The sequence below is a fragment of the Streptomyces sp. NBC_00461 genome, from assembly GCF_036013935.1.
Lineage (GTDB): Bacteria > Actinomycetota > Actinomycetes > Streptomycetales > Streptomycetaceae > Streptomyces.
Genome location: NZ_CP107902.1, coordinates 7,647,398 through 7,670,960 on the forward strand (window position 1 = coordinate 7,647,398; position 23,563 = coordinate 7,670,960).

At 69.9% G+C, this 23,563-nt stretch carries 17 protein-coding genes and 2 pseudogenes; 8 read left to right on the forward strand and 11 right to left on the reverse strand.

The genetic code is table 11. The features are described from left to right. Nucleotides 1–18: 18 nt before the first annotated feature. On the reverse strand, nt 19–1,278 hold the full coding sequence (locus tag OG870_RS35530; protein WP_266523252.1) for a heparan-alpha-glucosaminide N-acetyltransferase domain-containing protein: 1,260 nt from the start codon (nt 1,276–1,278) through the stop codon (nt 19–21). Between the two features lie 598 nt (nt 1,279–1,876). On the opposite strand from OG870_RS35530, the gene OG870_RS35535 reads away from it, so the two are divergent. Beyond that, nucleotides 1,877–3,016: a YihY/virulence factor BrkB family protein gene (locus OG870_RS35535; RefSeq protein ID WP_266590870.1), complete on the forward strand. Its 1,140-nt coding sequence runs from the start codon at nt 1,877–1,879 to the stop codon at nt 3,014–3,016. A 32-nt stretch (nt 3,017–3,048) separates the two neighbouring features. Here the strand turns inward: OG870_RS35535 and OG870_RS35540 are convergent. Continuing rightward, a pseudogene (locus tag OG870_RS35540) lies at nt 3,049–3,429 on the reverse strand (NmrA family transcriptional regulator); the annotation flags it as partial. Between OG870_RS35540 and OG870_RS35545 the strand changes: the two are divergent. Both OG870_RS35545 and OG870_RS35550 read left to right on the forward strand, forming a co-directional pair. Continuing rightward, nucleotides 3,425–3,943: pseudogene (locus tag OG870_RS35545) on the forward strand (helix-turn-helix domain-containing protein); the annotation flags it as partial. The pseudogenes OG870_RS35540 and OG870_RS35545 overlap by 5 nt on opposite strands. Nucleotides 3,944–3,953: 10 nt before the next feature. Continuing rightward, entirely contained in the window at nt 3,954–4,640 is a 687-nt protein-coding gene (locus OG870_RS35550) for a helix-turn-helix domain-containing protein (protein WP_266590874.1), read from the forward strand. Here the strand turns inward: OG870_RS35550 and OG870_RS35555 are convergent. From OG870_RS35555 to OG870_RS35595, 9 genes are all read right to left on the reverse strand, one after another. Continuing rightward, nucleotides 4,623–5,024, reverse strand: coding sequence for a VOC family protein (locus OG870_RS35555; RefSeq protein ID WP_266590876.1), 402 nt, complete (start codon nt 5,022–5,024; stop codon nt 4,623–4,625). The two genes, OG870_RS35550 and OG870_RS35555, sit on opposite strands and share 18 nt — an antisense overlap. A 113-nt stretch (nt 5,025–5,137) precedes the next feature. Beyond that, nucleotides 5,138–5,770: a VOC family protein gene (locus OG870_RS35560; protein ID WP_266590878.1), complete on the reverse strand. Its 633-nt coding sequence runs from the start codon at nt 5,768–5,770 to the stop codon at nt 5,138–5,140. Between the two features lie 203 nt (nt 5,771–5,973). Next, nucleotides 5,974–7,014, reverse strand: coding sequence for a LacI family DNA-binding transcriptional regulator (locus OG870_RS35565; protein ID WP_266523264.1), 1,041 nt, complete (start codon nt 7,012–7,014; stop codon nt 5,974–5,976). Nucleotides 7,015–7,251: 237 nt separating this feature from the next. Further along, nucleotides 7,252–8,841 (reverse strand): family 43 glycosylhydrolase, encoded by a 1,590-nt coding sequence (locus tag OG870_RS35570; RefSeq protein ID WP_266590880.1) that lies wholly within the window; start codon nt 8,839–8,841, stop codon nt 7,252–7,254. Then, the gene (locus OG870_RS35575; protein ID WP_405626939.1) at nt 8,838–9,752 is read right to left on the reverse strand and encodes a carbohydrate ABC transporter permease; all 915 of its coding nucleotides are present in this window, start codon (nt 9,750–9,752) and stop codon (nt 8,838–8,840) included. The genes OG870_RS35570 and OG870_RS35575 overlap by 4 nt, the downstream gene beginning before the upstream one ends. Next, the gene (locus tag OG870_RS35580) at nt 9,749–10,633 is read right to left on the reverse strand and encodes a carbohydrate ABC transporter permease (RefSeq protein WP_266590884.1); all 885 of its coding nucleotides are present in this window, start codon (nt 10,631–10,633) and stop codon (nt 9,749–9,751) included. Before OG870_RS35580 ends, OG870_RS35575 begins: the two co-directional genes overlap by 4 nt. Nucleotides 10,634–10,652: 19 nt before the next feature. Next, a complete protein-coding gene (locus OG870_RS35585; protein WP_266843502.1) occupies nt 10,653–11,987 on the reverse strand; it encodes an ABC transporter substrate-binding protein in 1,335 nt (444 codons plus the stop codon). Between the two features lie 399 nt (nt 11,988–12,386). Then, complete coding sequence (locus OG870_RS35590) at nt 12,387–13,472, reverse strand: LacI family DNA-binding transcriptional regulator (RefSeq protein ID WP_266523274.1); 1,086 nt, start codon at nt 13,470–13,472, stop codon at nt 12,387–12,389. A 417-nt stretch (nt 13,473–13,889) separates the two neighbouring features. Continuing rightward, nucleotides 13,890–14,903, reverse strand: a complete 1,014-nt coding sequence (locus OG870_RS35595) for a hydroxyacid dehydrogenase (protein WP_266523276.1) — start codon at nt 14,901–14,903, stop codon at nt 13,890–13,892. 502 nt (nt 14,904–15,405) lie between these two features. On the opposite strand from OG870_RS35595, the gene OG870_RS35600 reads away from it, so the two are divergent. Genes OG870_RS35600 through OG870_RS35620 form a run of 5 tightly spaced genes read left to right on the forward strand, consistent with a single transcriptional unit; the run spans nt 15,406 to nt 23,553 of the window. Then, complete coding sequence (locus OG870_RS35600; protein WP_266590888.1) at nt 15,406–16,755, forward strand: extracellular solute-binding protein; 1,350 nt, start codon at nt 15,406–15,408, stop codon at nt 16,753–16,755. Further along, the gene (locus OG870_RS35605; RefSeq protein WP_266590890.1) at nt 16,752–17,744 is read left to right on the forward strand and encodes a carbohydrate ABC transporter permease; all 993 of its coding nucleotides are present in this window, start codon (nt 16,752–16,754) and stop codon (nt 17,742–17,744) included. Before OG870_RS35600 ends, OG870_RS35605 begins: the two co-directional genes overlap by 4 nt. Next, entirely contained in the window at nt 17,741–18,658 is a 918-nt protein-coding gene (locus tag OG870_RS35610; RefSeq protein WP_443063449.1) for a carbohydrate ABC transporter permease, read from the forward strand. Before OG870_RS35605 ends, OG870_RS35610 begins: the two co-directional genes overlap by 4 nt. 33 nt (nt 18,659–18,691) lie before the next feature. Further along, nucleotides 18,692–20,221, forward strand: coding sequence for a glycosyl hydrolase family 28 protein (locus OG870_RS35615; protein ID WP_266590892.1), 1,530 nt, complete (start codon nt 18,692–18,694; stop codon nt 20,219–20,221). After that, nucleotides 20,218–23,553 carry an alginate lyase family protein gene (locus tag OG870_RS35620; protein WP_266590894.1) on the forward strand — a complete coding sequence of 1,112 codons (3,336 nt, stop codon included), beginning with the start codon at nt 20,218–20,220 and terminating at the stop codon, nt 23,551–23,553. The genes OG870_RS35615 and OG870_RS35620 overlap by 4 nt, the downstream gene beginning before the upstream one ends. Nucleotides 23,554–23,563: the final 10 nt, after the last annotated feature.

Here is a 23,563-nt window from a genome sequence, read left to right on the forward strand (position 1 = left end):
TTTGCAGGTTTTACACGTTTACGGGTTTTTGGTGTCGACCGGTTCCGTCGGCGGCCGGGCGGTTACGGGCTCGTGGCATTCGGCCGCTCGGCGCGCGTGCCGGGCCCCGGCGGCGACCACGGTCTCCAGTGGTCCCCGGCCCACCGCCCGGCGCCAGACGACGGCGAAGAGCAGCGCGCCGGCCACCTGCAGGGCGTAAAGCAGGTCGGGGGCATCGCTCAGGGCGCCCGTCGCGAGGAACAGGACGTGCGCGCAGTAGAGGGTGAGCGGCATGCTGCCCGCCGCCGAGAGGGGCGCGAGCGCCTTCCGGGCGAGCGGAAGCCTGGTCAGCAGCAGGGCCGCGCCGAGCAGGGCGGCCGCCGAGCCCAGGGTCTGCAGCATGTCGAAGGGCGAGGTGGAGTGGGGGGCGCGGGAGATCAGGGACCACCACGTCGAACCGTCGGAGGTGTCCCACAGGACCTCGCTGCGGGCCTCGCGCCAGGGCGTGTCCGAGAACTCGGCCCGCCACAGGTGCCACAGCCCGCCGAACCACTGCAGCAGGACCGTGGCGGCGAGCCAGGCGCCCGCCGCCAGCGCGAGCCCGCCCGTCAGCAGCCGGGTCGCGACCCGCTTCGACGTCAGGTCCAGGCGTCCGACGGCGAGACCGGCGCACAGGTAGGCCGTCCACGCGAGCACCGGGTAGTTGCCGTGCACGAGCAGGTCGCAGAGCAGTCCGAGCGGGTCGGTGACCACGTCGGTGAGCGTCGGGTCGCCGTCGAAGGCCGGCTCGGGCAGCGCGCCGCGCACCAGGTGCAGGACGACGGGGCCCACGACGGCGAGGGTCAGCGAGAGGCCGATGAGGGTGCGCGGGTGCAGGCGCAGCAGGGGGAGGGCGCACAGGAACAGCAGGGCGTAGAACGTCAGGATCACGTCCACGTCCAGGTCGGCGGCGCGCGAGGCGTAGCCGAGCAGGAGCCCTGCGAGCCCGATGAGCAGCGCCCGGGTGGCGACCGCCACGTAGGCGCCGCGGCCGACGGCGGGGCGTCGCCCACCCGTCGTGAACGCCAGCCCCACCCCCGCCATCAGTGCGAAGGTCGCCGCCGACCGGCCTCCCGCGAACATCCACGCCGGGGTCGGCGAGCCGTCCGCTGCGAACGCGCCGTACACATGAACGGAGAACATCCCGATCAGCGCCAGCCCGCGGGCCGCGTCCACCCCCGCGATGCGCGGCGCAGACCGGCCCGCGCCGTCTCGGTGGGCCTGTGACGGCGTCTGCGTCAACGGGTGCGGAGCTGGCATGAAAAATCCCTCGAGATAAATACGCTGGAAACGAGTCGGATGTTCATGGCGGGCAAAATCCCATGTAATTGATACGCGAGTTGACCCGAGTTGAGAATGTGGCTGAAGTGGGTGAAGTGGCCGCGTGGAAATGGCGCAGAGCAGCACAGCGCGACCCGCATGGAGCCCATGCGGATCACGGGTAACGCGGCTGGATCGGGCCCTTTTCCCGGGCCCTCGATGTCCCCCGTGCCGTGTGCTTCCGAGTCGTTCTCAGCATGCACAACGAATGCAATGTGGATTCTTTCGGAGACTTCATGAACGGTTCAAGGGCGTTTCGGCCATTGGCGCGTTCCGGTCGCTCCGGAGTTCATTGATCGCGCCTGCTGAAAGGGCGTTCATGTGCATGACCGGGGGACTCGTCGAACCGGTGGCGCATGTGCCGGCGCCGGTTCCGGTTGCGCGGCGGAACATTCCGGCCAACGCGGACATGACAGGAAAATGGGTGGGAATCCTCGATGGTTACTGGTCTGTTGCCGCCCGGTTTCCGCTCCGGAGCTTCGAGGGGCTAGGGAGCGGGGGGATGAGTGCACCCGGTCCCGACGGATACCTTTAGGTCGTGCAGCCAGCAAGTGAACCCTCGCAGAGCCCGTCCGGGCGTCTCCACCGGGCGCGTGCCCTCTACCGGAACGTCTCGAAGCGCAGGACCGCCTGGCTGCTGCTCAAGGACACCGTCAACTCGTGCATGGAGTACCGCATCCTGGGCCTCGCGGCCGAGGCCGCGTTCTTCACACTGCTGTCCGTGCCGCCGCTGCTGCTCAGCATGATCGGCCTGCTCGGCTACGTCGACGACTGGACCGGTGCCGACACCATCGCGAGCCTGGAGAACAACCTCCTGGAGGCCTCGCGCACGGTCCTGTCCGACAAGGGCGTCACCGAGATCGCCCAGCCGATCCTGCACGACGTGATGAAGGGCGGCAGACCCGACGTCATCTCCATCGGCTTCCTGTTCGCCCTGTGGTCGGGCTCCCGCGCCGTGAACGTCTTCATCGACACCATCACCGTCATGTACGGCCTCGACGGCGTCCGGGGCATCGTGAAGACCCGCCTGGTGTCCTTCGTGCTGTTCATCGTGGCGCTGATCATCGGCTCCATCGCGCTGCCGCTGATGGTGGCCGGGCCGGACGCCGTGGTGAACGTGGTGCCGTGGTCGACGACCGTCGTACAGGTCCTGTACTGGCCGGTCGTCATCGTCCTGTCGATCGTCTTCCTGACCACGCTGTACCACGTCTCCGTCCCCGTCCGCTCCCCGTGGATCGAGGACGTGCCCGGCGCCCTGGTCGCTCTCGGGATGTGGGTACTCGGCAGCTTCCTGCTGCGCATCTACCTGACCAGCACGGTCGAGGGCCCGACCATCTACGGCTCGCTGGCCGCGCCCGTCGCCGTGCTGCTGTGGATCGGTGTGTCCGCGTTCGCCGTCCTCGTCGGGGCCGCGGTCAACGCCGCCATCGACCGGGTCTGGCCGGCCGCCGCGACCGCCGCGGCCCGCGCCGCGAACGAGCGGCTGCGCGAGGTCCAGCTCGCCGAGCACGTGGCCCGCGCCGCCGCCGGCCACGACCCCGACGACCCCGACGACCCCGACATGCCCTCCGAGTTCCCGGAGCGCTGGTCCCGCTTCCTGCCGCCGGAGGACGTGACGTCCCGGCTGCGCACCCATGTGAAGAGCACCCACCCGCCGCACAAGCACGAGGAATCCTGAAGCGGGCGAGACACCTGGCTGGCGCTGGGGAACTAGGCCTTCCACACCCCCGCCGCCGCGGCCTCCCGCACGAAGTCGCCGAAGTCGCGTGGCGCCCGTCCCAGTGCCTGGCGGACACCGTCCGTGAGACGTGCGTTGCGCCCGTCGAGCAGGCCCTCGAACACCTCCACCAGGAACTCCGCCTCCTCAGGCGGCACCCCGAACCCCGTCAGCGCCTCGCCGTACGCGCGGGCCGGGACCGGCGTATAGGACAGCTTCGTGCCGGTCACCTCGGAGATCTCCGCGACGGCCTCCCGGAAGGACAGCAGCCGCGGGCCGGTCACCTCCACCGTCCGCCAGGCGTACCGGTCCCCGGACGTCAGCGCGGCCACGACGACATCGGCGATGTCCCGCACGTCGATGAACGGCTCCCTGCCGCCGCTGCTGACCCTCACCTCCGAGGTGTGGGACTGCCCGCTCACCCCGTTCCTCATGGACGAGATGGCGCGGGACGAACCGGGCCAGGAGGTGGTCCTCGACCGACTCCTCGACCTGCTGGTCATCGCCGCGCTGCGGGCCTGGTTCTCCCGCCCCGAGGCGGAGGCACCCGCGTGGTACCGGGCACTGGCGGACCCGGTCGTGGGCCGTGTGCTGCGCCTGCTCCAGGACGATCCCGCGCACCCCTGGACGGTGGCCTCCCTCGCCACCAAGGCCGGGGTGTCCCGTGCGGCCCTCGCCCGCCGCTTCACCGAACTGGTGGGGGAGCCGCCGATGACGTACCTGACGGGCTGGCGTCTCGCCCTGGCCGCCGACCGGCTGCGCGACACCGACGACACCCTGGAGGCGATCGCCCGCCAGGTCGGCTACGGCAGCGCGTTCGCCCTGTCCAGCGCCTTCAAAAGGGTGTATGGGGTCAGCCCGCAGGAGCACCGCACGCGCGCGGCGTAGCCTTTCGTACGTGTACACGGAGCGGGCGTCCCGGCTGACCGGGGCCGTCGTGTGGACCAACACCCCGTCCGAGGCCGGTGTCGGAAGGGTGCTGCCCGACGGGTGCATGGACCTGCTCTGGCACGACGGCCGGCTGCTCGTCGCCGGGCCCGACACGCGTGCGTACGTCGCCGAGGGCGCCCCGGGCGTATGGGCCGGCGTTCGTTTCTATCCGGGCACCGCGCCCACCCTCCTCGGCGTGCCCGCACACGAACTGCGTGACCGGCGGGTCGCGCTGGCCGAGCTCCGGCCGGCTGCGGAGGTCCGCCGGTTCGCCGCGCGGGTCAACGCGGCCGCCGAACCGGCAAGCGGACTGGAGGAGTTGGCGCTGCGGCTGGCCGCGAACACGGCGCCCCCCGACCCGCGGCTACGGCACCTCGTGACCGCCCTCGACGAGGGCCGCCCGGTCGCGGCCACCGCCGACGAACTCGGCCTCGGCGCCCGCCAGTTGCACCGCCGCGCCCTGACCGCCTTCGGCTACGGCCCCAAGACGCTGGCCCGAGTGCTGCGGCTGCAGCGGGCGCTGGGGCTGGTCAGGCAGGGCGTACCGTACGCCGAGACGGCGGCCCGAGCCGGGTTCGCCGACCAGGCCCATCTGGCGCGTGACGTCCGGCAGTTGGCGGGCGTGCCGCTCGGGGAGCTACTCGGCCGAGGGTAGTTGTGCGAACAGGTCGACGCCGTTGCCGTCCGGGTCGTGCACGACGGCGTACCGCATGCCCCAGAAGGCGTCCCACGGCTTGAGCTCGCCGTGGTACCCGGCGCCCACGAGATCCTCGTAGACGGCGTCGACCGCGGCGGGCGTCTCGCACTTGAAGGCGAGGGCCGTCCGGCCGCCCCCGGCCGGCGGCTGCCATGCGGGGTGGAAGGAACGGACGGTGGCCTCGGTGTCCAGGGCCAGGGTCAGCCCGCCGGGCAGTTCGGCCTCGACATGCGGCTGGTCCTCGGAGCCCTCGGGGAAGACGAGCCCCAGGCGACGGTAGAAGGCGACAGACGCGGCCAGGTCGGAGGCGACCAGGCCGATCAGGGCGAATTGCGGAGTCATGCCGTCACCGTAGGCAGCACCCCGGCGGCCGGTCTTGAAGGAATCGGACACGGCTCGGGGGAGCCGGACGCGGCTCAGGGACTTCGGGTACGGCTCGCTCGTAGGTCACCCGCTCACTCGTAGGTCACCGGCCCGCGAGGAGTGTCCACCGTGAACGACAGGCCCACCGGTCCCTCCGCCACGGCGAGCTGGGCGCCGACGGCGGACAGCAGCGGGCGTATCTCGTCGGGATCCGGGGCGGTGGCGGAGAGACGCAGCAGGGGAGTGACGGGCAGGTCCGCCGCCGTCGGATGGGCCGAGGAACCCCAGTCGATGAGGAACGGGACCAGACCGGAGGGGTGGGCGGTGTCCCCGTCGGTCAGCCGCCACTCCAGAAGTGTGCCGTCCGGCCTGCGGCGGCTCATCGGGCGTACGGGGCCCGGGTCGTACCCCCGAGCCCGTGCCGCCGCGACCGCCAAGTCCAGGTCGGGCGGGCTGATCGCCCAGGTCACCGTCCGCGCGGCGAGCAGCCGGTCGACGTCGAAGGGGCGCGGACCGTCCGGCGCGGACTGCTCCGGGTCGGGACCGATGATCTCCAGATAGCCGGCACCGCCCAGCGCCACCAGGTGGTTGCGGGTGCCGAATCCGACATGCGCACCGCCGGGCACGGGCGTCACACCGGTACGCCGTGCGAAGTCGGCGACCGTCGCGGCCAGTTCGGGGGTCGCGAGGACGAGATGGTCCAGGTGTGCGGGAATGGCGTTCATCGCGGCCGAGGCTACGCAACCCCGGCACCGTCATGGAACGTCCGTGCGGCGGCGGTGGTTCCTGGACCGATGCGGCCGGGGGAGGGGCAGCGCCCCTTCAGGGGCGCGGGGCTGTGTCGATATGCGGCTGCCGCCGCGCGGGCGCGACCGGCCACGGCGATGCCGCAGACGACCGACGACGCAAAGAGCACTTCCGCGCACGCTCAGTGCGGGCTTGCCGTACTGCACCGCTCCACCAGCCGCGTCGACAGCTCCGTGCGCGTGCTCTCCGGGCGGTCCCCCTGCATCATGCGGACCAGCAGATGCAGGGCCGACGCCGCCATCTCCGCGAGCGGCTGGCGGATCGTGGTGAGGGCGGGGGAGATCCAGCGGGACTCGGGCAGATCGTCGAAGCCCACGACGCTGATGTCGTACGGCACCCGCAGGCCCCGCTCGGCCAGCGCCCGGTACACGCCCAGCGCCATGTGGTCCGAGCAGACGAAGACAGCGGTCGGCGGCTCGCTCAGGTCGAGCAGGTCGAGCGTGCGGCGGTGCGCGACGGTCTCGTCGAAACCGGCGTGCCGGACGTACTCCTGGCGATGGCGGACTCCCGCGGACGCCAGCGCCGAGCGGTACCCGGCGACCCGGGCGCTGCTGCACATCTTGCGCTGGTGGCCGGCGATGACGGCGATGCGTTCGTGGCCGAGGGCGAGCAGGTGCTCGGTCGCGGTGACCCCGCCCTGCCAGTTCGCCGCGCCGACCGACACCACACCCGGCGGCGGTTCGAGGATCGGGTCGATCAGGACGTACGGGATGCGGTGCTGGTCCAGCCAGGCGTACTGGGACACCGACAGCTCGGCCAGGTTGAACAGCACCCCGGACGAACCGCGCGCGATGAGCTTGTCCAGCCAGCCGCGCTCCGGGCGCCCGCCACGGGTGCGGGTGAGCCCGGCCGAGACGACCACCTCGAGACCCGCGTCGTGCGCCGCCGCCTCCACTCCCTGCAGCACCGCCCCCGACCAGGAACTCTCCAGCGAGTGCACCACCAGGTCGACCAGCCCCGGTACCTTCGCCGCGTCGAACCGGGGCCTGCGGACGTAGCCGAGCCGGTCCAGGGCCTCGGTGACGCGGCGGCGCGTCTCCGGTGCCACGTCCTCCCGGCCGTTGACCACCTTGGAGGCGGTCGGCACGGAGACTCCCGCCTCGCGGGCCACGACCGCCAGCGTCGGCCCGGCGGCCACACTCGCACTCCCCGTGCGGACCATCGGGAACCACCTCTCCGGCCCGCCCGAGGGCCATGAAAAGTTTCGAGCAGCGACGGAAACAGTAAGCGCTTCCTAGATCGCTTCCTACGTTAGGTTCACCGGATCCCCTCGGGAAGAGGTCGGGCTTCGCAGGTCTGCACGGTTTCAGGCTTTCGAAACTTCGAACGTGGGCCTGGGTGTACGTACGGCGGATGTCGAAAGGCGAACGAGGGCACCGGAGCGTGCCGGAGGCGACGGCTACCGGCACACGAGGCGGAAGCCGCTGAAGTCGGCCGTGAACGCCGCGTCCACCAGGTCCACGGCGTGGATGCCGGCCATCGACCCGGTGAAACGCAGCTTGGACCCGTGGTCGTCGGAGAGCTTGCCGAAGTCCAACGGCTCCCCGACCGGCGTACGCACCCCGTCCCGCACGTACCAGAACCGCGCCTCGGCGCCGTCGACGGTCACGCCCAGCGTCACCGGGGCCTCGGCGTCCACGTCCACGACGGCGACCGTGCGCGTGTCCGCCTCGTCCCGCTCCACGAGCCGGAGCACCGTACGGCCGGCGCCCCGCCACTGCTGCCCGTGCTGCCCTTCGCTCCCGGGCTCCGTCCAGGTCAGGTCCAGGCTCAGATACGCCTCCGCGTTGTACCGGAGCACCAGACCCGCGGCCTGTGTGAAGGTGTCCGGCCGCGCCTCCACGGTGACCTCGGCCTCCGCCCGGTGCTCGGTGATCCGCTGGGCCAGCAGACTGTGCGCCCACCGCGACTCGGGCCCGTGCCGACCACGCAGCCGGATCCGGCCCGGACGGCTCGTGACGTCGGCCCAGGACGGATCCGGGTCCGCGCGCAGGGAGCTCCACGGCCAGCCCAACGGGTCGTCCGCTGCGGCGGGTTGGGGCGGCAGCGGCTCGGGGCGAGTGGGTACGTCGACCTCGACCGCCGGATGCGAACCCCCGTGCCGCAACCTCGGCCTGCCCTCCTCGTCCCACACCACCGCCTGGATCGCCGTCTCCCGGCCCAGCGTGCAGCGCGGCCCGTCCGGCGTCCGCACCGGACGGGCCGTCAGGTGGCTCAACACCCAGTCCCCGCCCGGGGTCCGCACCAGCTCCCCGTGTCCGGCCTTCTGCAACGGCAGCGACGGGTCGTCCCGCGACGTCAGCAGGGGCCGGTCGTCGAGCTCGTAGGGACCGGTGAGTTCACGACTGCGCGCGACCCGCACCCCGTGCTCGAAGCCGGTGCCGCCCTCGGCCAGCACCAGGTGGTACCAGCCCTCCCGCCACAGCAACTTCGGTCCCTCGATGAGTCGTTCGTGCTGCAGCAGCAAGTGGGTGCCACCGACCGGGCTCAGCGTCTCCCGGTCCAGCTCGGTCATGACGATTCCGGCGAACCGGCGTCCACCCGGTCGGTGGTCGTTCTGGAGATTGAGCAGCCACAGCCGCCCCTCGTGGTGGAAGAGCGCGGGATCGAAGCCGTGGCTCGCCACCCTGCGCGGCGGCGTCCACGTCCCGCTCACCTCATCGGCCGTACTGATGTACGTGTCCGTGTCGAAATACGGTGTCCCGACCGACCGTACGACCGAGTACACCACCCAGAACCGCGCACCGTCCCAGCTCAGCGACGGTGCCCAGATACCGCCCGAGTCCGGCACCCCGGCCAGCGAGTCCCCGGCGACGGCGCCGCGCACATGGCCCGCGTACTGCCAGTCGGCCAGGTCCCGTGAACGGTGGATCGGGATGGTCGGGAACCACTCGAAGGAACTGGTCGCCACGTAGTACCAGTCGCCGACCCGGACCAGCGACGGGTCGGGGGCGAAGCCACGGACAACAGGATTGTGCAGCACGGTCACTTGAGGGCTCCCAGCGTGACGCCGGTGCGCCAGTAGCGCCGCATCGCCACCATCATGATCGCCATGGGCACGATGGACAGCAGCGCGCCGGTCAGCACCAGGCTGGTGAGGTCGACGCCGGACTCAAGGCGTTTGCCGGACCAGTTGTACAGCCCCAGGTTGAGGGTCCAGTTCTCCTCGCCGCGCAGCACCGTCAGGGGGAGGAAGAAGGCGTTCCAGGTGTTGACGAAGGCGAGCAGGAACACCGTGGCACCGCCCGTCGTCATCATCCGCAGCACGATGCTGAAGAAGATGCGCAGCTCACCGGCGCCGTCGATCCGGGCCGCCTCCAGCAGCTCGTACGGGATCGTGGCCTCGGTGTAGACCTTGGCGAGGTAGACGCTGAACGGGTTGATCAGACAGGGGATCAGCATCGCCCAGGGGGTGTCGACGATCCCGATCTTCGAGAACAGCAGATAAAGCGGCAGCGTGAGCAGGGCGATCGGGACCAGGAACGAGCCGACCACGCACGCGAACACCAGGTTGCGGCCCGGGAACTCGAAGCGCGCGAGGCCGTAGCCCGTCGCGAGGGCGAGCAGCGTGCCACCGAGGGAGCCGACACCGGCGTACAGGAACGAGTTGGCTGTCCAGCGCAGGAAGATGCCGTGCTCGTAGGTGAACACCTGATGCACGTTGTGCCACAGGTGCCAGCCGGAGAACCACAGGCCGTTGGTCTGGTACAGGCCGACGCGGTCCTTGGTGGCGGCCGTGATCAGCCACCACACGGGGAACAGGCTGTACACGCCGGCCAGCGTCAGGCCGATGAGCAGGAAGCGCTGGCCGCCGCGCGAACGGGCCGCGGGATCAGGGCGGTTGACACGGCGCACCGTGGCGGGTGCCTGCCTGGTGCCGTTGTCCTTGGTCAGCATCAGTCCGCCTCCTTTGAAGTCAGCCGGTAGAAGAGGAAGGAGGCGACGCCGAGGATGAGGGCGAGGAGGACCGAAAGGGTCGCGGCGTAGTGGTAGTTGCCGGCGTTGAACGCCTGGTTGTAGATGATCATGATGGGGGCGAAGTTGTCGCTGACCGTCTGCGGGGTGATGTTCCTGAACAGCGCGGGCTCGTTGAAGATCTGCAGCATCTGGATGATGGAGAGCATCCCGGTGAGCACCAACGCCCCCCGCACATACGGCACCTTGATGCTGAGCGCGATCCGCCGCTCGGAGGCACCGTCCAGCCGCGCGGCCTCGAACAGCTCGCGCGGAACGCCCTGCAGCGCGGAGTAGATGATCACCATGTTGTAGCCGACGCCGTGCCAGGTGAGCAGGTTGCCGATGGACGGCCACACCATCGACGGCGCGAAGAAGTTCCAGTCGAAGCCGAGGCCCCTGCCCAGCGTCGTCAGCGGACCGACGTCCGGGCTGTACAGGTTGATCCACACGATCGCGGCGACCACGCCGGGGATCATGTACGGCACCAGCAGGACGAGCCGGAACCGGCCGGCGACCTTCGAGGTCAACGTGTCCAGGAACAGCGCCAGTACGAGGCTGACGAGCAGCATCACGGGGATCTGCACGCAGGCGAACAGCACCACCCGCAGCACGGAACCCATGAACGCCGAGTCGGTCAGGCCCTGTTGGTAGTTGTCCAGCCCGGCGAAGGTCTGCGTCGAGCCGCCGAGCCCGAGCCCGGACTGATGCTCCCGGTAAAGCGACTGGTAGATCGCGTAGCCGATGGGGAGCAGATAGAGGAAGACGAAGCCGAGCTGGAAGGGCACCGTGAAGGCGGCACCCTTCCAGCGCAGTGAGCGAGTCATCAGTCGTTGCCCTCAGCCTCTAGCCCTTGACGCTGATGCCGCGGGACTTCAGGTCCTCGACCGTCCACGCCTGCATGTGCGCCAGCAGGCCGGTGACCGTTTCCTGCTTGTCGACGACCTTGGCCCAGCCCGCCTGCATCTCGGTGAACATCGCGGTCCAGTTCGGCCCGAAGGTCCAGTCCGTGGTGATGGTGTCCAGGCTGTCGGTGACCACCTTCTGGCCCGGCCCGTAGTTCTTGCCGAGCAGCTTCTCGGAGGTCGCCGCACCGACGTACGCGTTGCTGTCGGCCAGCGCCGGCATCACGCCGTTGCCGGTCGTCGGGCTCGCCATCGTCTTGACCGCACCGGTGTCGGTGGACATCCACAGGGCTGCCTCGGCGGCCTGCTTCTGGTTCTCGCACTGCTTGGTCACCAGCGTCACGCTGCCGGTCAGGTTGGTACCGGCCGGCGTCTTGGCCGCCTCGCCCCGGAACGTCGGCCACGGCGAAAGGGCCCACTGGCCGAAGGACTTGGTGAAGTTCTGCACCATGCTGGCCATCTGCCAGGTGGAGATCTGCCGGGTCGCCGTGCCGCCGTCCTCGTAGTTGCGCTGCACGGCCGCGTAGTCGGCGAAGGACAGCTTGGAGTTCAGGTCGTTGTCGATGATCTCCTGGATCACCTTCGCGGCCTTCAGCGTGCCGGCGTCCTGGAAGTCCACCTTCCAGGAGTTGCCGTCGATCGCGTACCAGTGCGCCCCGGCCTGCATGGCGAGCACCTCCAGGGTGCTCGGGTCCTCGCCGGCGTAGTTGGTGATCTTGATGCCGTGCTTCTTCAGGACCTTGCCCTCGGCGATGACGTCGTCCCAGGTGCTGGGGGGCTTGATGCCGTACTTGTCGAAGATGTCGGTGCGGTAGATCGTGAAGTTGGGCGCGGAGCTGGTCGGGACGCCGTAGAGCTTGCCCTGTACCTGCGCGCTCGCCCAGGCGCCCGCGTTGAACTTGTCCTTGTTCGATCCCACGTACCGCGTGATGTCGGCGAGCGCGCCCTGCGAGACCCAGCTCGTGACGTACTCCGCGGTGTTCTGCACCAGGCAGGGCGCGTTGCCCGCCTTGACCGCGTTGGTCAGCTGCTTCTGCATGGTCAACTGGTCGGTGACCTTGGTGTACTTGAGCTTGACGTCCTTGTGCGAGGCGTTGAACGCCTTGACGACGGCATCCTGGCCGTTGGCCCAGCCCCAGAAGGGGAGGGTGACCGGGCCCGACGACTTGGCGCCGTCCCCGGAGTCCGATCCGCCACAGGCGGAGAGCAGACCACTGAGTGCGAGTCCCGCGACAGCGGCGTGGGCGAACCTTCTCCGGCGGCTGGTGAAGTTCATCTGACCGTGTTCCTTCGGAAGTTGGGCGGCTGGGAACGAGTGGACGGCGGCTCGGTGCAGGCCGGGAACGGCGGCCGGGATTCCAGTCACTCGCGGTTGAGGGGGCGTCAGCCAAGCGGAAGCTGTAGAAAGCGGTTGCCGCGAAGGTAGGCCGACAGGTCCTGGCGTAGCAAGAGGTATGCGCGAACTTATTGCGGCAGGTGCGGAAAACCGCTGGTAGGGGAAGGAAACCGGTTACGAAACGATCGCATCCAGCGGTGATGTGCTGCGGGCGCGTGAGGCGCCTCGACGGTGCGTGAGCGCCTTGCCTGGGAGGTGCGCGTGTGCCGGGAAGGTGCGTCGGCTGGCTGGAAGGTGCTTTGGTTGCCCGGACGGTGCGCCGGTTGCCTGGACCGTGCGTCAGTGTCTGGACGGCGGCTGTACGGAGTTGCGGACGACGACATGAGTGCCCAGCACCAGGTGGTCGCCGTCGCTGCCCTTACGGCGGCCCGAGCCGCCCTCGCGCCGGTCGGCCACCGCACGCAGGGCCACCCGGCCCATCTCCTCGTACGGCACGTGCACGGTGGTCAGCTGGGGTGTGAGCTGGGAGGCGAGCGGGATGTCGTCGTAGCCGACGATCGACACGTCCTCCGGCACCCGCAGTCCGGCCGCGCGCAGGGCCTGCATGGCGCCCGCGGCGACCACGTCCGTGCCCGCGAGCACCGCCGTGAAGTCCGGCGTCTCGTGCAGGGCCGCCTCGACGGCGCTGTACCCGTGCTCGTCGTCGTAGGGACCGTGCCGCACCATGCCCGGGTCGAAGGGCACGCCGTACGCCTCGAAGGCCCGCTCGGCGCCTCTCAACCGGCCCTGAGCAGTGGTGAGTTCGGCGTGGCCCGGCAACACCAGGACCCTGCGGTGGCCGGCCGACAGCAGATGGCTGGCCATCGCGTAGGCGCCGCCCTCGTTGTCGTAGTCGACCGTCGTGGCCGGGACGTCGCCCTCCAGGGGAGGCCTGCCCACCAGGACGAGATGGGAGCCGGCCGCGTCGAGGGAACGGGCGAAGCGGGCCATCCGCAACTGGTATTCGTCGTAGTCGTAGGCGCCGCCGAGCAGCACCACCGCAGCCACGCCCTGCTGGCGCATGAGGTTCACCAGCGCGAGCTCCCGCTCGGGGTCGTCGCCGGTGGTGCCGACCAGGGAGAGCCAGCCGCGCAGCGTGGCCGCGCCCTCGACTCCCTTGGCCACGTGGGCGAACGCGGAGCCGGTGATGTTGTTGATGAGGATGGCGACCGTCGGTGTTCCACCGCCTGCGAGGGAACGGGCGTGGGCGTTGGTGACGTAGTCCAGGTCCCCGACGACCTTCATCACCCGGCGGCGCAGGTCCTCCGACACCGGGTAGTTGCCGGACAGCACGCGCGACACGCTCGCGACGGAGACCCCTGCACGCTCCGCCACGTCGCGGATGGTGGCCCGTCCGGCGTCCCCGGACGCCTTGCGCTGACTCACCGTGGCTCCTTCACCCTCACGAATTCCCCACCGGCCGAAGGGGGAGGCGGTCGCTTGTCCTCCGGTCGGAGACGACGCCTCTCGCCGAACGAACCCGGTACCGGACCCCTTGCCGGTCGGCCAGAGGCCACGCCCCTCGCCGGTGCGGAAACCGTATCCCATTGTTTCTCAGGGGGGAGGGGCCGCGCAGGTGGGGTGTGGTGTGGCTGGGCGGGGGAGAGGCGGGGTGGCTGGGCGGGGGAGACGTGGGGTGGCTGAGCGCGGGCCGGAGGAGGCTCGTCGACGGAGAGGGATGGGTGGTGCCCCGCGTCGGTGAGGGACGGGCGGCTCTCGTCGACGCCCAGGGATGCGCGGCGGCCGTCGACGGCGGGCCCGGCCTCGGTGTCCGCATCGTGGCCGGGCCGCGGGCGTCGGCCCTCACGCCACACGCGCCAGGTCCGAGTGCCGTACCTCGTGGGCCGGAGGCAGGCCCGCGACCAGGCGTTCCAGTTCCTCGACGACGATACGGCCGAGGCGTTCCAGCTCGTTGCCGAGTGAGCCCGCGATGTGCGGGGTGAGGATGACGTTCGGCAGGCGGTAGAGGGGGGAACCGGCGGGCAGCGGCTCGGGTTCGGTGACGTCGAGAATCGCGTGCAGTCGGCCCGCCAACAGCTCGTCGGTGAGCGCGTCCGGGTCGACCAGGGCGCCGCGCGAGGTGTTGATCAGGACGCCGCCGTCCCGGATCAGCGCGAGTCGGCCGGCGTCGAGCATGCGGTAGGTCTCGGGGATGTCGGGGGCGTGCAGCGACACGATGTCGCTGTGCCGCAACAGGTCGTCCAGCGGCAGGAGTTCGGCTCCGAGGGCGGCCGCCTCGGCGGTGCTGACGTAGGGGTCGTGGAGCAGGACCGTGAAGTCGAACGGCCGGAGCAGTTCGAGCAGCCGACGGCCCACACGTGAGGCGCCGATGACGCCGATCCGGCGGCCGACGTTGCCCGTGTGCGCGGTCTCGGCGTCCGTCGGGTAGGTGTGGGTGACGCGGAAGCGCTCGCGGTGGGCGAACGTGTCCTTTCCGGCGAGCAGGATCATGGCGAGGGTGTACTCCGCGACCGGCAGGGCGTTGGCCGTCACCGCGCTGGAGACCGTGATCCCGCGTTCCCACAGGGCCTCGCCGACCAGTGAACGGACCGAGCCCGCGGCGTGCAGGACGGTGCGCAGGCGGGGCGCGGCCGCCAGGACGCCGGTGTCGAGGGCGGGGCAGCCCCACCCGGTGATCAGTACCTCGGCCCGGGCGAGCGTCTGCGCGGCCGCCGGATCGGCGAAGTCCCGTACGACGAACGAGGGGTCGAGGTCGGACGCCTGCCTCAGCCGGGCCATGAGCGGCGGAGGGAAGAGCAGCGGAAGGTGTACCGGATCCATCGCGAACACGGCCCTCGGCGGCTGGGGGTGGGGCATGGCTCTCCTGACACGCTGGACGACGGGGCTGATGACTGGTGGACAGCTGGTGGGTGACACGGGTGTGGTGCAGGGGTGGCACAGGGTTGGCGCCCGCGCCAGGAAACATTTTCAGAAAGCGCCTTCTACCGTAGATCTGCGGAGAAGCGGCGGTCAATCCGTGGAGGGAGAGGCGTGAGGACGGTGCGCGATGAGAGTTGCGGACCTTGATCCCGCTCTGAGTCGAAATCGGTTACTGCTGTTTCCCCGTCGAGGCTCGCGTCCTGGATCCGACTTCGACAACCGGTTGCCGTCCTGACCAGCACCGTAGCCACTTCGGCCCCCCTACGCCCAGTACGACCACAGTTTTCGAAAACTCGTCATGCCTCTTGACGTGCAGCACTCCCCGACGGAAGCTCCCTGCACCGCGTAGCAACCGGTTTCCGAAACATTCGCACGCCGCCGGCGTCCCGCCGCGTGTCCGGTTCCCGTCATCCATCTCAACGAAGAGAGTGGGTAGTTCATGCACTCCCAGGCCGCCGCTCCCGTGAGCCGCCGCCGCTTTCTCGCCCTCTCGGCAGCCGGGGCCGCGGCAGGCTCGGCAGCACTCAGCGGCTGCGCGATGCAGGTGTCGAGCGCGGTGAGTGGCTCCGGGGAGACCGTCACGGTCATGGCCAAGTCCGACGACTTCTCGCCGGAGCTGATCCGGCAGGCCCAGAAGGAAATCGGCGTCAAGATCAATACGGTGCTGTACAGCACCAGCAAGCTGATCGCCATGATGACCGACGGCAGCCCGCCCGACCTGGTGCGCGGCGTCGGTGCCGTGGACGCCCCGTACTTCGCGGCCCGGGGTGTGATGGAGGACCTCGACCCGTACTTCGCCAAGAGCGGCGTCCTCAAGGCCGACGACCTGGACCCGGTCAACGACCTGTGGCGCTACGACGGCCGCACCCAGGGCAAGGGCCCGCGCTACGGCATGGCGAAGGACTTCTCCCAGGACTCCATGTACTGGTACAACACCGCGCTCTTCGACCAGGCGGACGTCGAGTATCCGCCGGAGCTGGAGCCGGTCACGTACGAGGAATGGCTGGACAAGGCCAAGCGGCTCACCCGGCGCAGGCACGGCCAGACGACCGTCTTCGGCGGCAGCTACAACGGTGTGCTCACGCCCAACCTGCTGGCCAGTCTGACGGTGGCCGCCGGCGGCAGCCTCTTCACCGACGACTTCTCCAGGGTCGACTTCACCAGCCCCGAGGCCCGCAAGGCCCTCGGCTGGTACGTCGACTACTGCCGCACCAAGGTCGGACCCAGCATCATCCAGCCCGACCCCAACACCTGGGACGGGCCCACCTTCCAGGCGAACCGGCTGGCCATGTCCAACTCGGGCTACTGGCTCGGAGGCCTGCTCAACACCGACAGGAAACTGGCGCCGCTCTCACGTCTCGCCCCCGCCCCGGTCTTCGAGGGCGGCAAGCGGATCAGCCCCTGCCAGGCCGGCACCGGCTTCTGGATACCGAGCGGCTCCCACAACAAGGACGCCGCCTGGCGGGTCTTCGAGTGGTTCTTCGGCGAGGCACCGGCCAAGGCGCGGGCCTCCGGTGGCTGGGGCATCCCGACCCTCAAGTCCCTGCGTTCGCTGATGCCGTCCCAAGAGCCGTATCAGAAGCGGGTGTTGAGGGTGCAGGAGGCCGAGCTGAGGCACTACTCGGTGATCGCCTTCACGCCCTACGCCACCGCGGACTCCCTCCTCGCCCTCTTCAACCAGATCGCCCCGGCCGCCATGAGCGGATCGATGTCCCTCGACGCCCTGGCGCGGCGACTGAACTCGGCCATGAACGAGCAGCTCAAGCGCGGTAAGGAGCAGGTGGGATGACGGTCGACCAGTTCGCCACGGCCGCGGACCGGCGCGGACCGGCACAGACGGAGGGCCGGACCCGGCCCCGCAGGCACACCTCCATCGTCGCGCGCAGGCGCCGGGCGTTCTACATGTTCGCCTCGCCCTGGATCGTCGGTTTCGCGCTGCTGACCGTCGCGCCGATGGCGTACGCGCTGTGGCTGAGCTTCACCACGTTCGACGGGATCTCGCCCAAGTGGCACTACGTCGGGTTCGGCAACTACCGCGAGCTGTTCTCCGACGCGCAGACCTGGAACTCCCTGGGCCGCACGGGCCTGTTCGCGATCACCTCGGTGCCGCTGTCGATCGCCGCCGGGCTCGGACTCGCCGTCCTGGTCAACCGGCCGCTCAAGGCGCGCGGGCTCTTCCGCACCCTGCTCTATCTGCCGGCCGTGGTGCCGCCGGTGGGCGCGGGCATCGCGTTCAAGCAGCTCTTCGACCAGAACTCAGGTGCTGCAAACGGGGCGTTGAACCTGTTCGGTATCGACGCCCTGGGCTGGCTCGCCGACCCCTACGCCCGCTACGTCCTGATCATGACGGTGCTCTGGACGGCCGGAAACATCATGATCATCTCGTTGGCCGGGCTCCAGGACATCCCCCGCGAGCTCCTCGAAGCCGCCCGCATCGACGGCGCGAGTGCTTGGCGTAGTTTTCGCAGCATCACGGTGCCGCTGCTGTCGCCGGTGCTGCTCTTCCAGACCGTGACCGGCGTCATCGCCTCGGTGCAGACGATCATGCCGCTCCTGCTGGCCCCCGACCCGACTCCGGCCGGCATCACCGCGCTTCCGCAGTCCAACTACCTCTACATGATGCACGTGTTCGCGGAGTACTTCGCTTTCGGCCGCTACGGCTACGCCTCCGCGCTGCTGTGGGTGCTCTTCGTCCTGATCCTCGTCGCGACCGGACTGATCTTCAAGGCAACGTCCGGCGTGGTGTTCTACAACGTCGACCCGGAGGCGAAGAAGTGACCGCCACCAGCCCGACCGCCACCAGCCAGAGCCCCTCCAGGCCGGCCGCCACCAGCCCGGCCTCCGGCGGCCCGGACCCCAGGTCCGCGCCCCGGATACGTGTCGACCGCCTCGCCCTCTACACGGTCCTCGTCGCGATCACCGGGCTGTTCCTCGGCCCCTTCGGCTGGCTGGTCGTCTCCGGCCTGAAGACCCCCGCAGACCTGGCCGCCTCGCCCGTGCGCTGGCTGCCCCCGCACGTCCAGTGGCACAACTTCGCCGACGCCTTCAACCTCGTCGACTTCCTCGGCTACGCCCGCAACTCCCTGGTCATCGCGCTCATCTACGCCACTCTCGTCACGTTCAGCTCCGCCTGGGTCGGCTTCGGCTTCGCCCGTCTGGAGGCCCCCGGCAAGAAGACCCTGTTCGGCATTCTCCTCGGCTCGATGATGCTGCCCCAGATGGTCACCCTGCTGCCGACCTACCTGATCTTCGCCAAGCTCGGCATGGTCGACACGTACTGGCCATGGGTGCTGTGGGGCCTGGCGTCCGCGCCGTATCTGGTCTTCCTCTTCCGGCAGTTCTTCGCGGGCCTGCCCCGCGAGCTGGAGGAGGCGGCGATCATCGACGGTTGCGGCTACTCGGCCATCTTCTGGCGGATCTTCCTGCCGCAGTCCTGGCCGGTCATCGCCGCGAGCTTCGTGATCGCCTTCACCTGGACCTGGGGTGACTACATCGCTCCGCAGCTCCTGCTCTCCACCGACCGCACCACCCTCGCGGTCGCCGTCATGTCCACCTACGTCACCTCCGCCGGCACCCCGGTCACCAACCTCCAGGCCGCGGCCTCGGTGATGTACGTCGTCCCGATCCTGCTGATCTTCCTGATCGCCCAGCGCGGCTTCGTCGCCGGCATGTCCACCACCGGCCTCAAGTAGCCCCTGCCGCCTCCCTGTTGCAAGGAGTCACGCATGAACACGCCTCTGTCGCGCCGTACCGCTCTCCAGGCGGCCGGTGCCACCGTGCTCGCCACCGGTCTGGTGGGCGGTCCGACGGCCACCGCGGCCCACGCGGACACGGCCAGATCCGCGCCGAAGCTGGTCACCTACCCCCGCCCGTCCGCCATGCCGACCACCACCAGCTTCAAGGTCCGGGTGCGCACCGCGCCCGACGGCGACTGGCAGACCCTCGACATCTACCGGCCGCAGCTGGCGGAGATCAACCCCACCGCCGGCTCGTCCAAGATCTACAACTCCTCGATGGTGTACTTCGACTTCCAGGGCTCCGTCGACATCGAGGTGACGTACCTCAAGGGCGGTACCACCAAGGCCCGGGTGAGGCCGGACGCCCTGGGCATCAAGCCCGAACTCGGCGGCGACACCCTGGTGTTCACGCTGGACGAGCCGAAGGACGTGGTCGTCCAGATCAACGACGAGATCTTCGACTGTCTGCACGTCATCACCAACCATGTCGACCACCACCCGTGCACCGCCGACGACCCGGACGTCATCTACTTCGGCCCCGGCGTGCACAAGGTCACCGGCAACGTCCTCACCGTCCCCAGCGGCAAGACCGTCTATCTCGCGGGCGGCGCGGTCCTCCAGGCGCAGGTGTTCTTCAAGAACGTGGAGAAGGCCGCGCTCAAGGGGCGCGGCATGATCAACGGCGGCCCCAGCGGCGCCATCCTCTGCGAGGGCAGCAAGAACATCCGCGTCGAGAACGTCATCATCATGAACCCGAACGGCTACGCCGGCACGTTCGGCATGAGCGAGAACGTGCACGTCAAGAAGGCGCGGGCGTTCAGCTCGAAGGGCAACGGAGACGGTTTCGACGTCTTCTCCTCGACCGGGATCACCTTCGACGGCTGCTTCATGCGCAATTCCGACGACTGCTTCGCCATCTACTGCCACCGCTGGGACTACTACGGCGACACCAGGGACATCACCATCCAGAACTGCTCCCTCTGGGCGGATGTCGCCCACCCGATCAACATCGGCACGCATGGCAACACCGATGCACCCGAAACGCTTGAGAACCTGCTCATCAAGAACATCGACGTCCTTGACCACCGCGAGCCGCAGATGAACTACCAGGGCTGCATCGCCCTCAACCCCGGCGACGCCAACCTCATCAAGAACGTCCGTATCGAGGACGTCCGTGTCGAGGACTTCCGCTGGGGCCAGGTCATCTACATGAAGGTGATGTTCAACCCGAAGTACAACACCTCCGTCGGGCGCGGCATCCAGGACGTCTACGTCAAGAACCTCAGCTACACGGGCACCCACGCCGAGCCGGCGTTGTTCCTCGGCTACGACGCCGACCACGGCATCGACAAGGTCACCTTCGAGAACCTGGTGATCAACGGTGTGGTCGTCGCCGACTCGATGAAGAAGCCGGCCTGGTACTACACCACCGACGCGGTCCAGTGGTTCTACAACGAGCACGTCACGAACCTGAAGTTCCTCACGACCGCCGAGGCAGAGGCGGCCGCGGCGTCATGACGATCCCCGCACCGAGTCGCCGGGGCTTCCTCGGCGGCACGGCCGCCCTGCTGATGGCGTCGGGTGCGAGCGGACTGCTCGTGCCCGGCTCCGCACAGGCCGCCGTGCAGAACCACACCGGTACCCGGGCCTTCGCCCACCCCGGGCTCCTGCACACCGCGGCCGACCTCGCCCGTATGAAGGCAGCGGTCGCCGCCAAGCAGTCCCCTGTCCACGACGGGTACCTGGCATTCGCGGCCCACGCCCGCTCCTTGGCCTCGTACGCCGTGCAGAACACCGGCCAGATCACCAGCTGGGGCCGCGGCCCGAGCAACTTCCAGAACCAGGCCGTCGCGGACTCGGCCGCCGCCTACCAGAACGCCCTCATGTGGGCGGTCACGGGCGACAGGGCCCACGCGGACAAGGCCCGCGACATCCTCAACGCCTGGTCGACGTCGCTGACGGCGATCACCGGCGCGGACGGCCCTCTCGGCGCGGGGCTGCAGGCCTTCAAGTTCGTCAACGCGGCCGAACTGCTGCGCCACAGCGACTACGACGGCTGGACCGACTCGGACATCGCCCGCTGCGAGCGGTCCTTTCTCGACGTCTGGTATCCGGCCGTGTCCGGCTACATGCTCTACGCCAACGGCAACTGGGACCTGACGGCCATTCAGGTCATCCTGGCCATCGGCGTGTTCTGCGAGGAGCCCGTGCTCTTCGAGGATGCCCTGCGCTTCGCCGCGGCCGGCGCGGGCAACGGCAGCATCCCGCACCGCATCGTCACGGCCGCCGGCCAGGGCCAGGAGGCAGGCCGCGACCAGGGCCACGAACAGCTGGCCGTAGGCCTGACCGGCGACATCGCCCAGGTCGCCTGGAACCAGGGCGTCGACCTGTGGGGCCACGACGAGAACCGCATCCTCGCCAACTTCGAGTACACCGCCCGCTACAACCTCGGCGGCGACGTCCCCTTCACCCCCGACCTCGACCGCACCGGCAAGTACATCAAGACCGCCGTCTCCGCCATCGCTCGCGGTGGCCTGCCTCCCGTCTACGAGATGGCCTACGCCCACTACGCCGGCGTCCGCGGCCTCGACGCGCCGAACACGAAGGCCGCCGTCTTCCGCGGCACCGGCGGTGCCCGCGTCGTCGAGGGCAGCAACGACGACCTGCCCGGCTGGGGCACCTTCACCTACGCCGGCGCGACAGCCCCGGCGTCGACCGTGCCGACCGCTCCGACGGGCGTCACCGCCGTCGGCACCGACAAGGCCGTCACGGTGAGCTGGCTGCCGTCCACCTGGGCGAGCAGCTACACCGTCCGCCGGGCCGCGCACCCCGAGGGGCCGTACGAGGAGATCGCCAGGGGAGTCGACAAGCCGTCCTGCAGCGACGACGGCGCGCAGCGGGGGCGGACGTACTACTACACGGTGGCCGCCGCCAACTCCCTGGGCAGAAGCGGGGATTCGAACGCGGTCGCGGCCACGGCCGGCCTCCCCGACCCCTGGTCCACCCGCGACCTCGGCGATGTGAAGATCCCCGGTTCGGCCGCCTTCGACGGCGGACGCTTCGTCCTGGAGGCGAGCGGCACCTCCGACACCTACCGACTGGTGCATGTGCCGCTGCCCGGCGACGGCACGGTCACCGCGCGGATCGTATGGCCGCTCAGCTCCCAGTACTCCAAGATCGGCGTTACCCTCCGCGCCTCCCTCGACGCCGAGGCCGCGCACGCCGCCATGCTGATCCAGGGGCTGCCGCTGCACACCTGGAGCGGTGTGTGGAGCGTGCGGCCCTCGGACGGGGCGGACGTCTCCGGCACCGGCAGCACACCCGTACCGCCCGCGCAGCAGGACGCCATCACCACCAACGCCGCCTTCCCGATCTCCAGCCTCGGCACCCTCCCGGACTCCGCGACCCCGCTGGAAGCCCCGTACGTCGAGGGCGCGGGCGACGGCTACCGGCTGCGGGCGCCGTACTGGGTGCGGGTGACGCGCAAGGGCCGCCGCTGCACCGGCGCCGTCTCCCCGGACGGCATCCGCTGGACCGAAGTCGGCTCCACGGACGTCGAGTTGGGGCGCACCGCATATGCCGGTCTGGTCCTCACCTCCTGCCTCGGGGTCGACGAGGAGTACGCCGAGACCGGCACGGGCGCCTTCGACAACGTCACCGTGACGTCGGACTCGCGGGACGTCTGGTCGACGCCGCGCCCAACAGGCAAGGCCGGCGGCCTCACCGCGACCAGCGGCGCCGACGCCGTCGAGCTGGCCTGGACCGACCCGGACCCCTCGGCCCGCTTCAAGGTGCTGCGCGCCACGGACGCCGACGGCCCCTACCACACCCTCGCGACCTGCATCGGCGCCGTCGGCTTCGGCACCCGCATCCGGTACGCGGACGCCACCGGCACCCCCGGCACGACGTACCACTACGTCGTCGCGGCGACCGGCTCCGGCGGCCGCGGCCCCCTCTCGGAGTCCGCGGCCGCGCGGATGCCCACTCCCTCGACACCCCAACTCACCTCGTCCACAACGGCGTTCGCGAGCAAAGGCGTTCCGTTCCGCCACCTTCTGCGTGCCTCGCACGAGCCCGTGAGGTTCGCCGCCGACGGGCTCCCCGACGGCCTGCGCGTCGACAGGCGCACCGGCCTGATCTCCGGAACACCCCACAGGACCGGTGAGTTCACCGTCAGGACCGGCGCGGGCAACGCGGCGGGCGACGCGAACGGCACCCTCACCCTCACCGTCGGCACACCCCCGCCCACCCCCTGGACCCATGGGGACCTCGGCGACGTGATCCTCGACGACCGCGCCTACGGGACGCTCGGCGTGGTCGCGATCCGCACGCCCGGCAGCACCTCGTACGGCGACGGGACCTTCACCGTGCGCGGGGCGGGCGTCGACCTGACGGTCAACAACCAGGGAATGACCGGTCAGTTCGTACGCTGGCCCGTGACCGGTGACTGCGAGGTCACCGCCCGCCTTGTCTCCCGGGACGGAGCCACGGCGGACCGGGTGGGGCTGCTGATGGCCAAGTCGCTGTCACCGTTCGACCAGGCCGCCGGTGCGATCGTGACCGGCGGGACCAGCGCGCAGCTGATGCTGCGCAAGACCGTCGCCGGTGGCTCCGCCTTCTCCGGCACCGCGACCGTTCGACTGCCCCTGCTGCTGCGGCTGAAGCGCACCGGGACCGCCTTCGCCGCGGCCGTCTCCACCGATGACGGCGCCACCTGGACGGCCCTCGCCTCGGGCGAGATCCCCGGCTTCGGTGACGCCCCCTACCACGTGGGCCTGGTGGTCTGCTCCCGCAGCCCGCTGGCTCTCGGCACCGCGCAGTTCGCGGGGGTGAGTATCACCCCCGACTGATCCCCCCACG

Bases quoted from the DNA above. Each gene is read 5' to 3' on its own strand.
- OG870_RS35595 (WP_266523276.1), bottom strand. From the start codon at position 14,903: ATGCCCCACCCCCAGCCGCCGAGGGCCGTGTTCGCGATGGATCCGGTA.
- OG870_RS35555 (WP_266590876.1), bottom strand. From the start codon at position 5,024: ATGACTCCGCAATTCGCCCTGATCGGCCTGGTCGCCTCCGACCTGGCC.
- OG870_RS35620 (WP_266590894.1), top strand. From the start codon at position 20,218: ATGACGATCCCCGCACCGAGTCGCCGGGGCTTCCTCGGCGGCACGGCC.
- OG870_RS35565 (WP_266523264.1), bottom strand. From the start codon at position 7,014: ATGGTCCGCACGGGGAGTGCGAGTGTGGCCGCCGGGCCGACGCTGGCG.
- OG870_RS35615 (WP_266590892.1), top strand. From the start codon at position 18,692: ATGAACACGCCTCTGTCGCGCCGTACCGCTCTCCAGGCGGCCGGTGCC.
- OG870_RS35530 (WP_266523252.1), bottom strand. From the start codon at position 1,278: ATGCCAGCTCCGCACCCGTTGACGCAGACGCCGTCACAGGCCCACCGA.
- OG870_RS35580 (WP_266590884.1), bottom strand. From the start codon at position 10,633: ATGACTCGCTCACTGCGCTGGAAGGGTGCCGCCTTCACGGTGCCCTTC.
- OG870_RS35600 (WP_266590888.1), top strand. From the start codon at position 15,406: ATGCACTCCCAGGCCGCCGCTCCCGTGAGCCGCCGCCGCTTTCTCGCC.
- OG870_RS35605 (WP_266590890.1), top strand. From the start codon at position 16,752: ATGACGGTCGACCAGTTCGCCACGGCCGCGGACCGGCGCGGACCGGCA.
- OG870_RS35560 (WP_266590878.1), bottom strand. From the start codon at position 5,770: ATGAACGCCATTCCCGCACACCTGGACCATCTCGTCCTCGCGACCCCC.
- OG870_RS35585 (WP_266843502.1), bottom strand. From the start codon at position 11,987: ATGAACTTCACCAGCCGCCGGAGAAGGTTCGCCCACGCCGCTGTCGCG.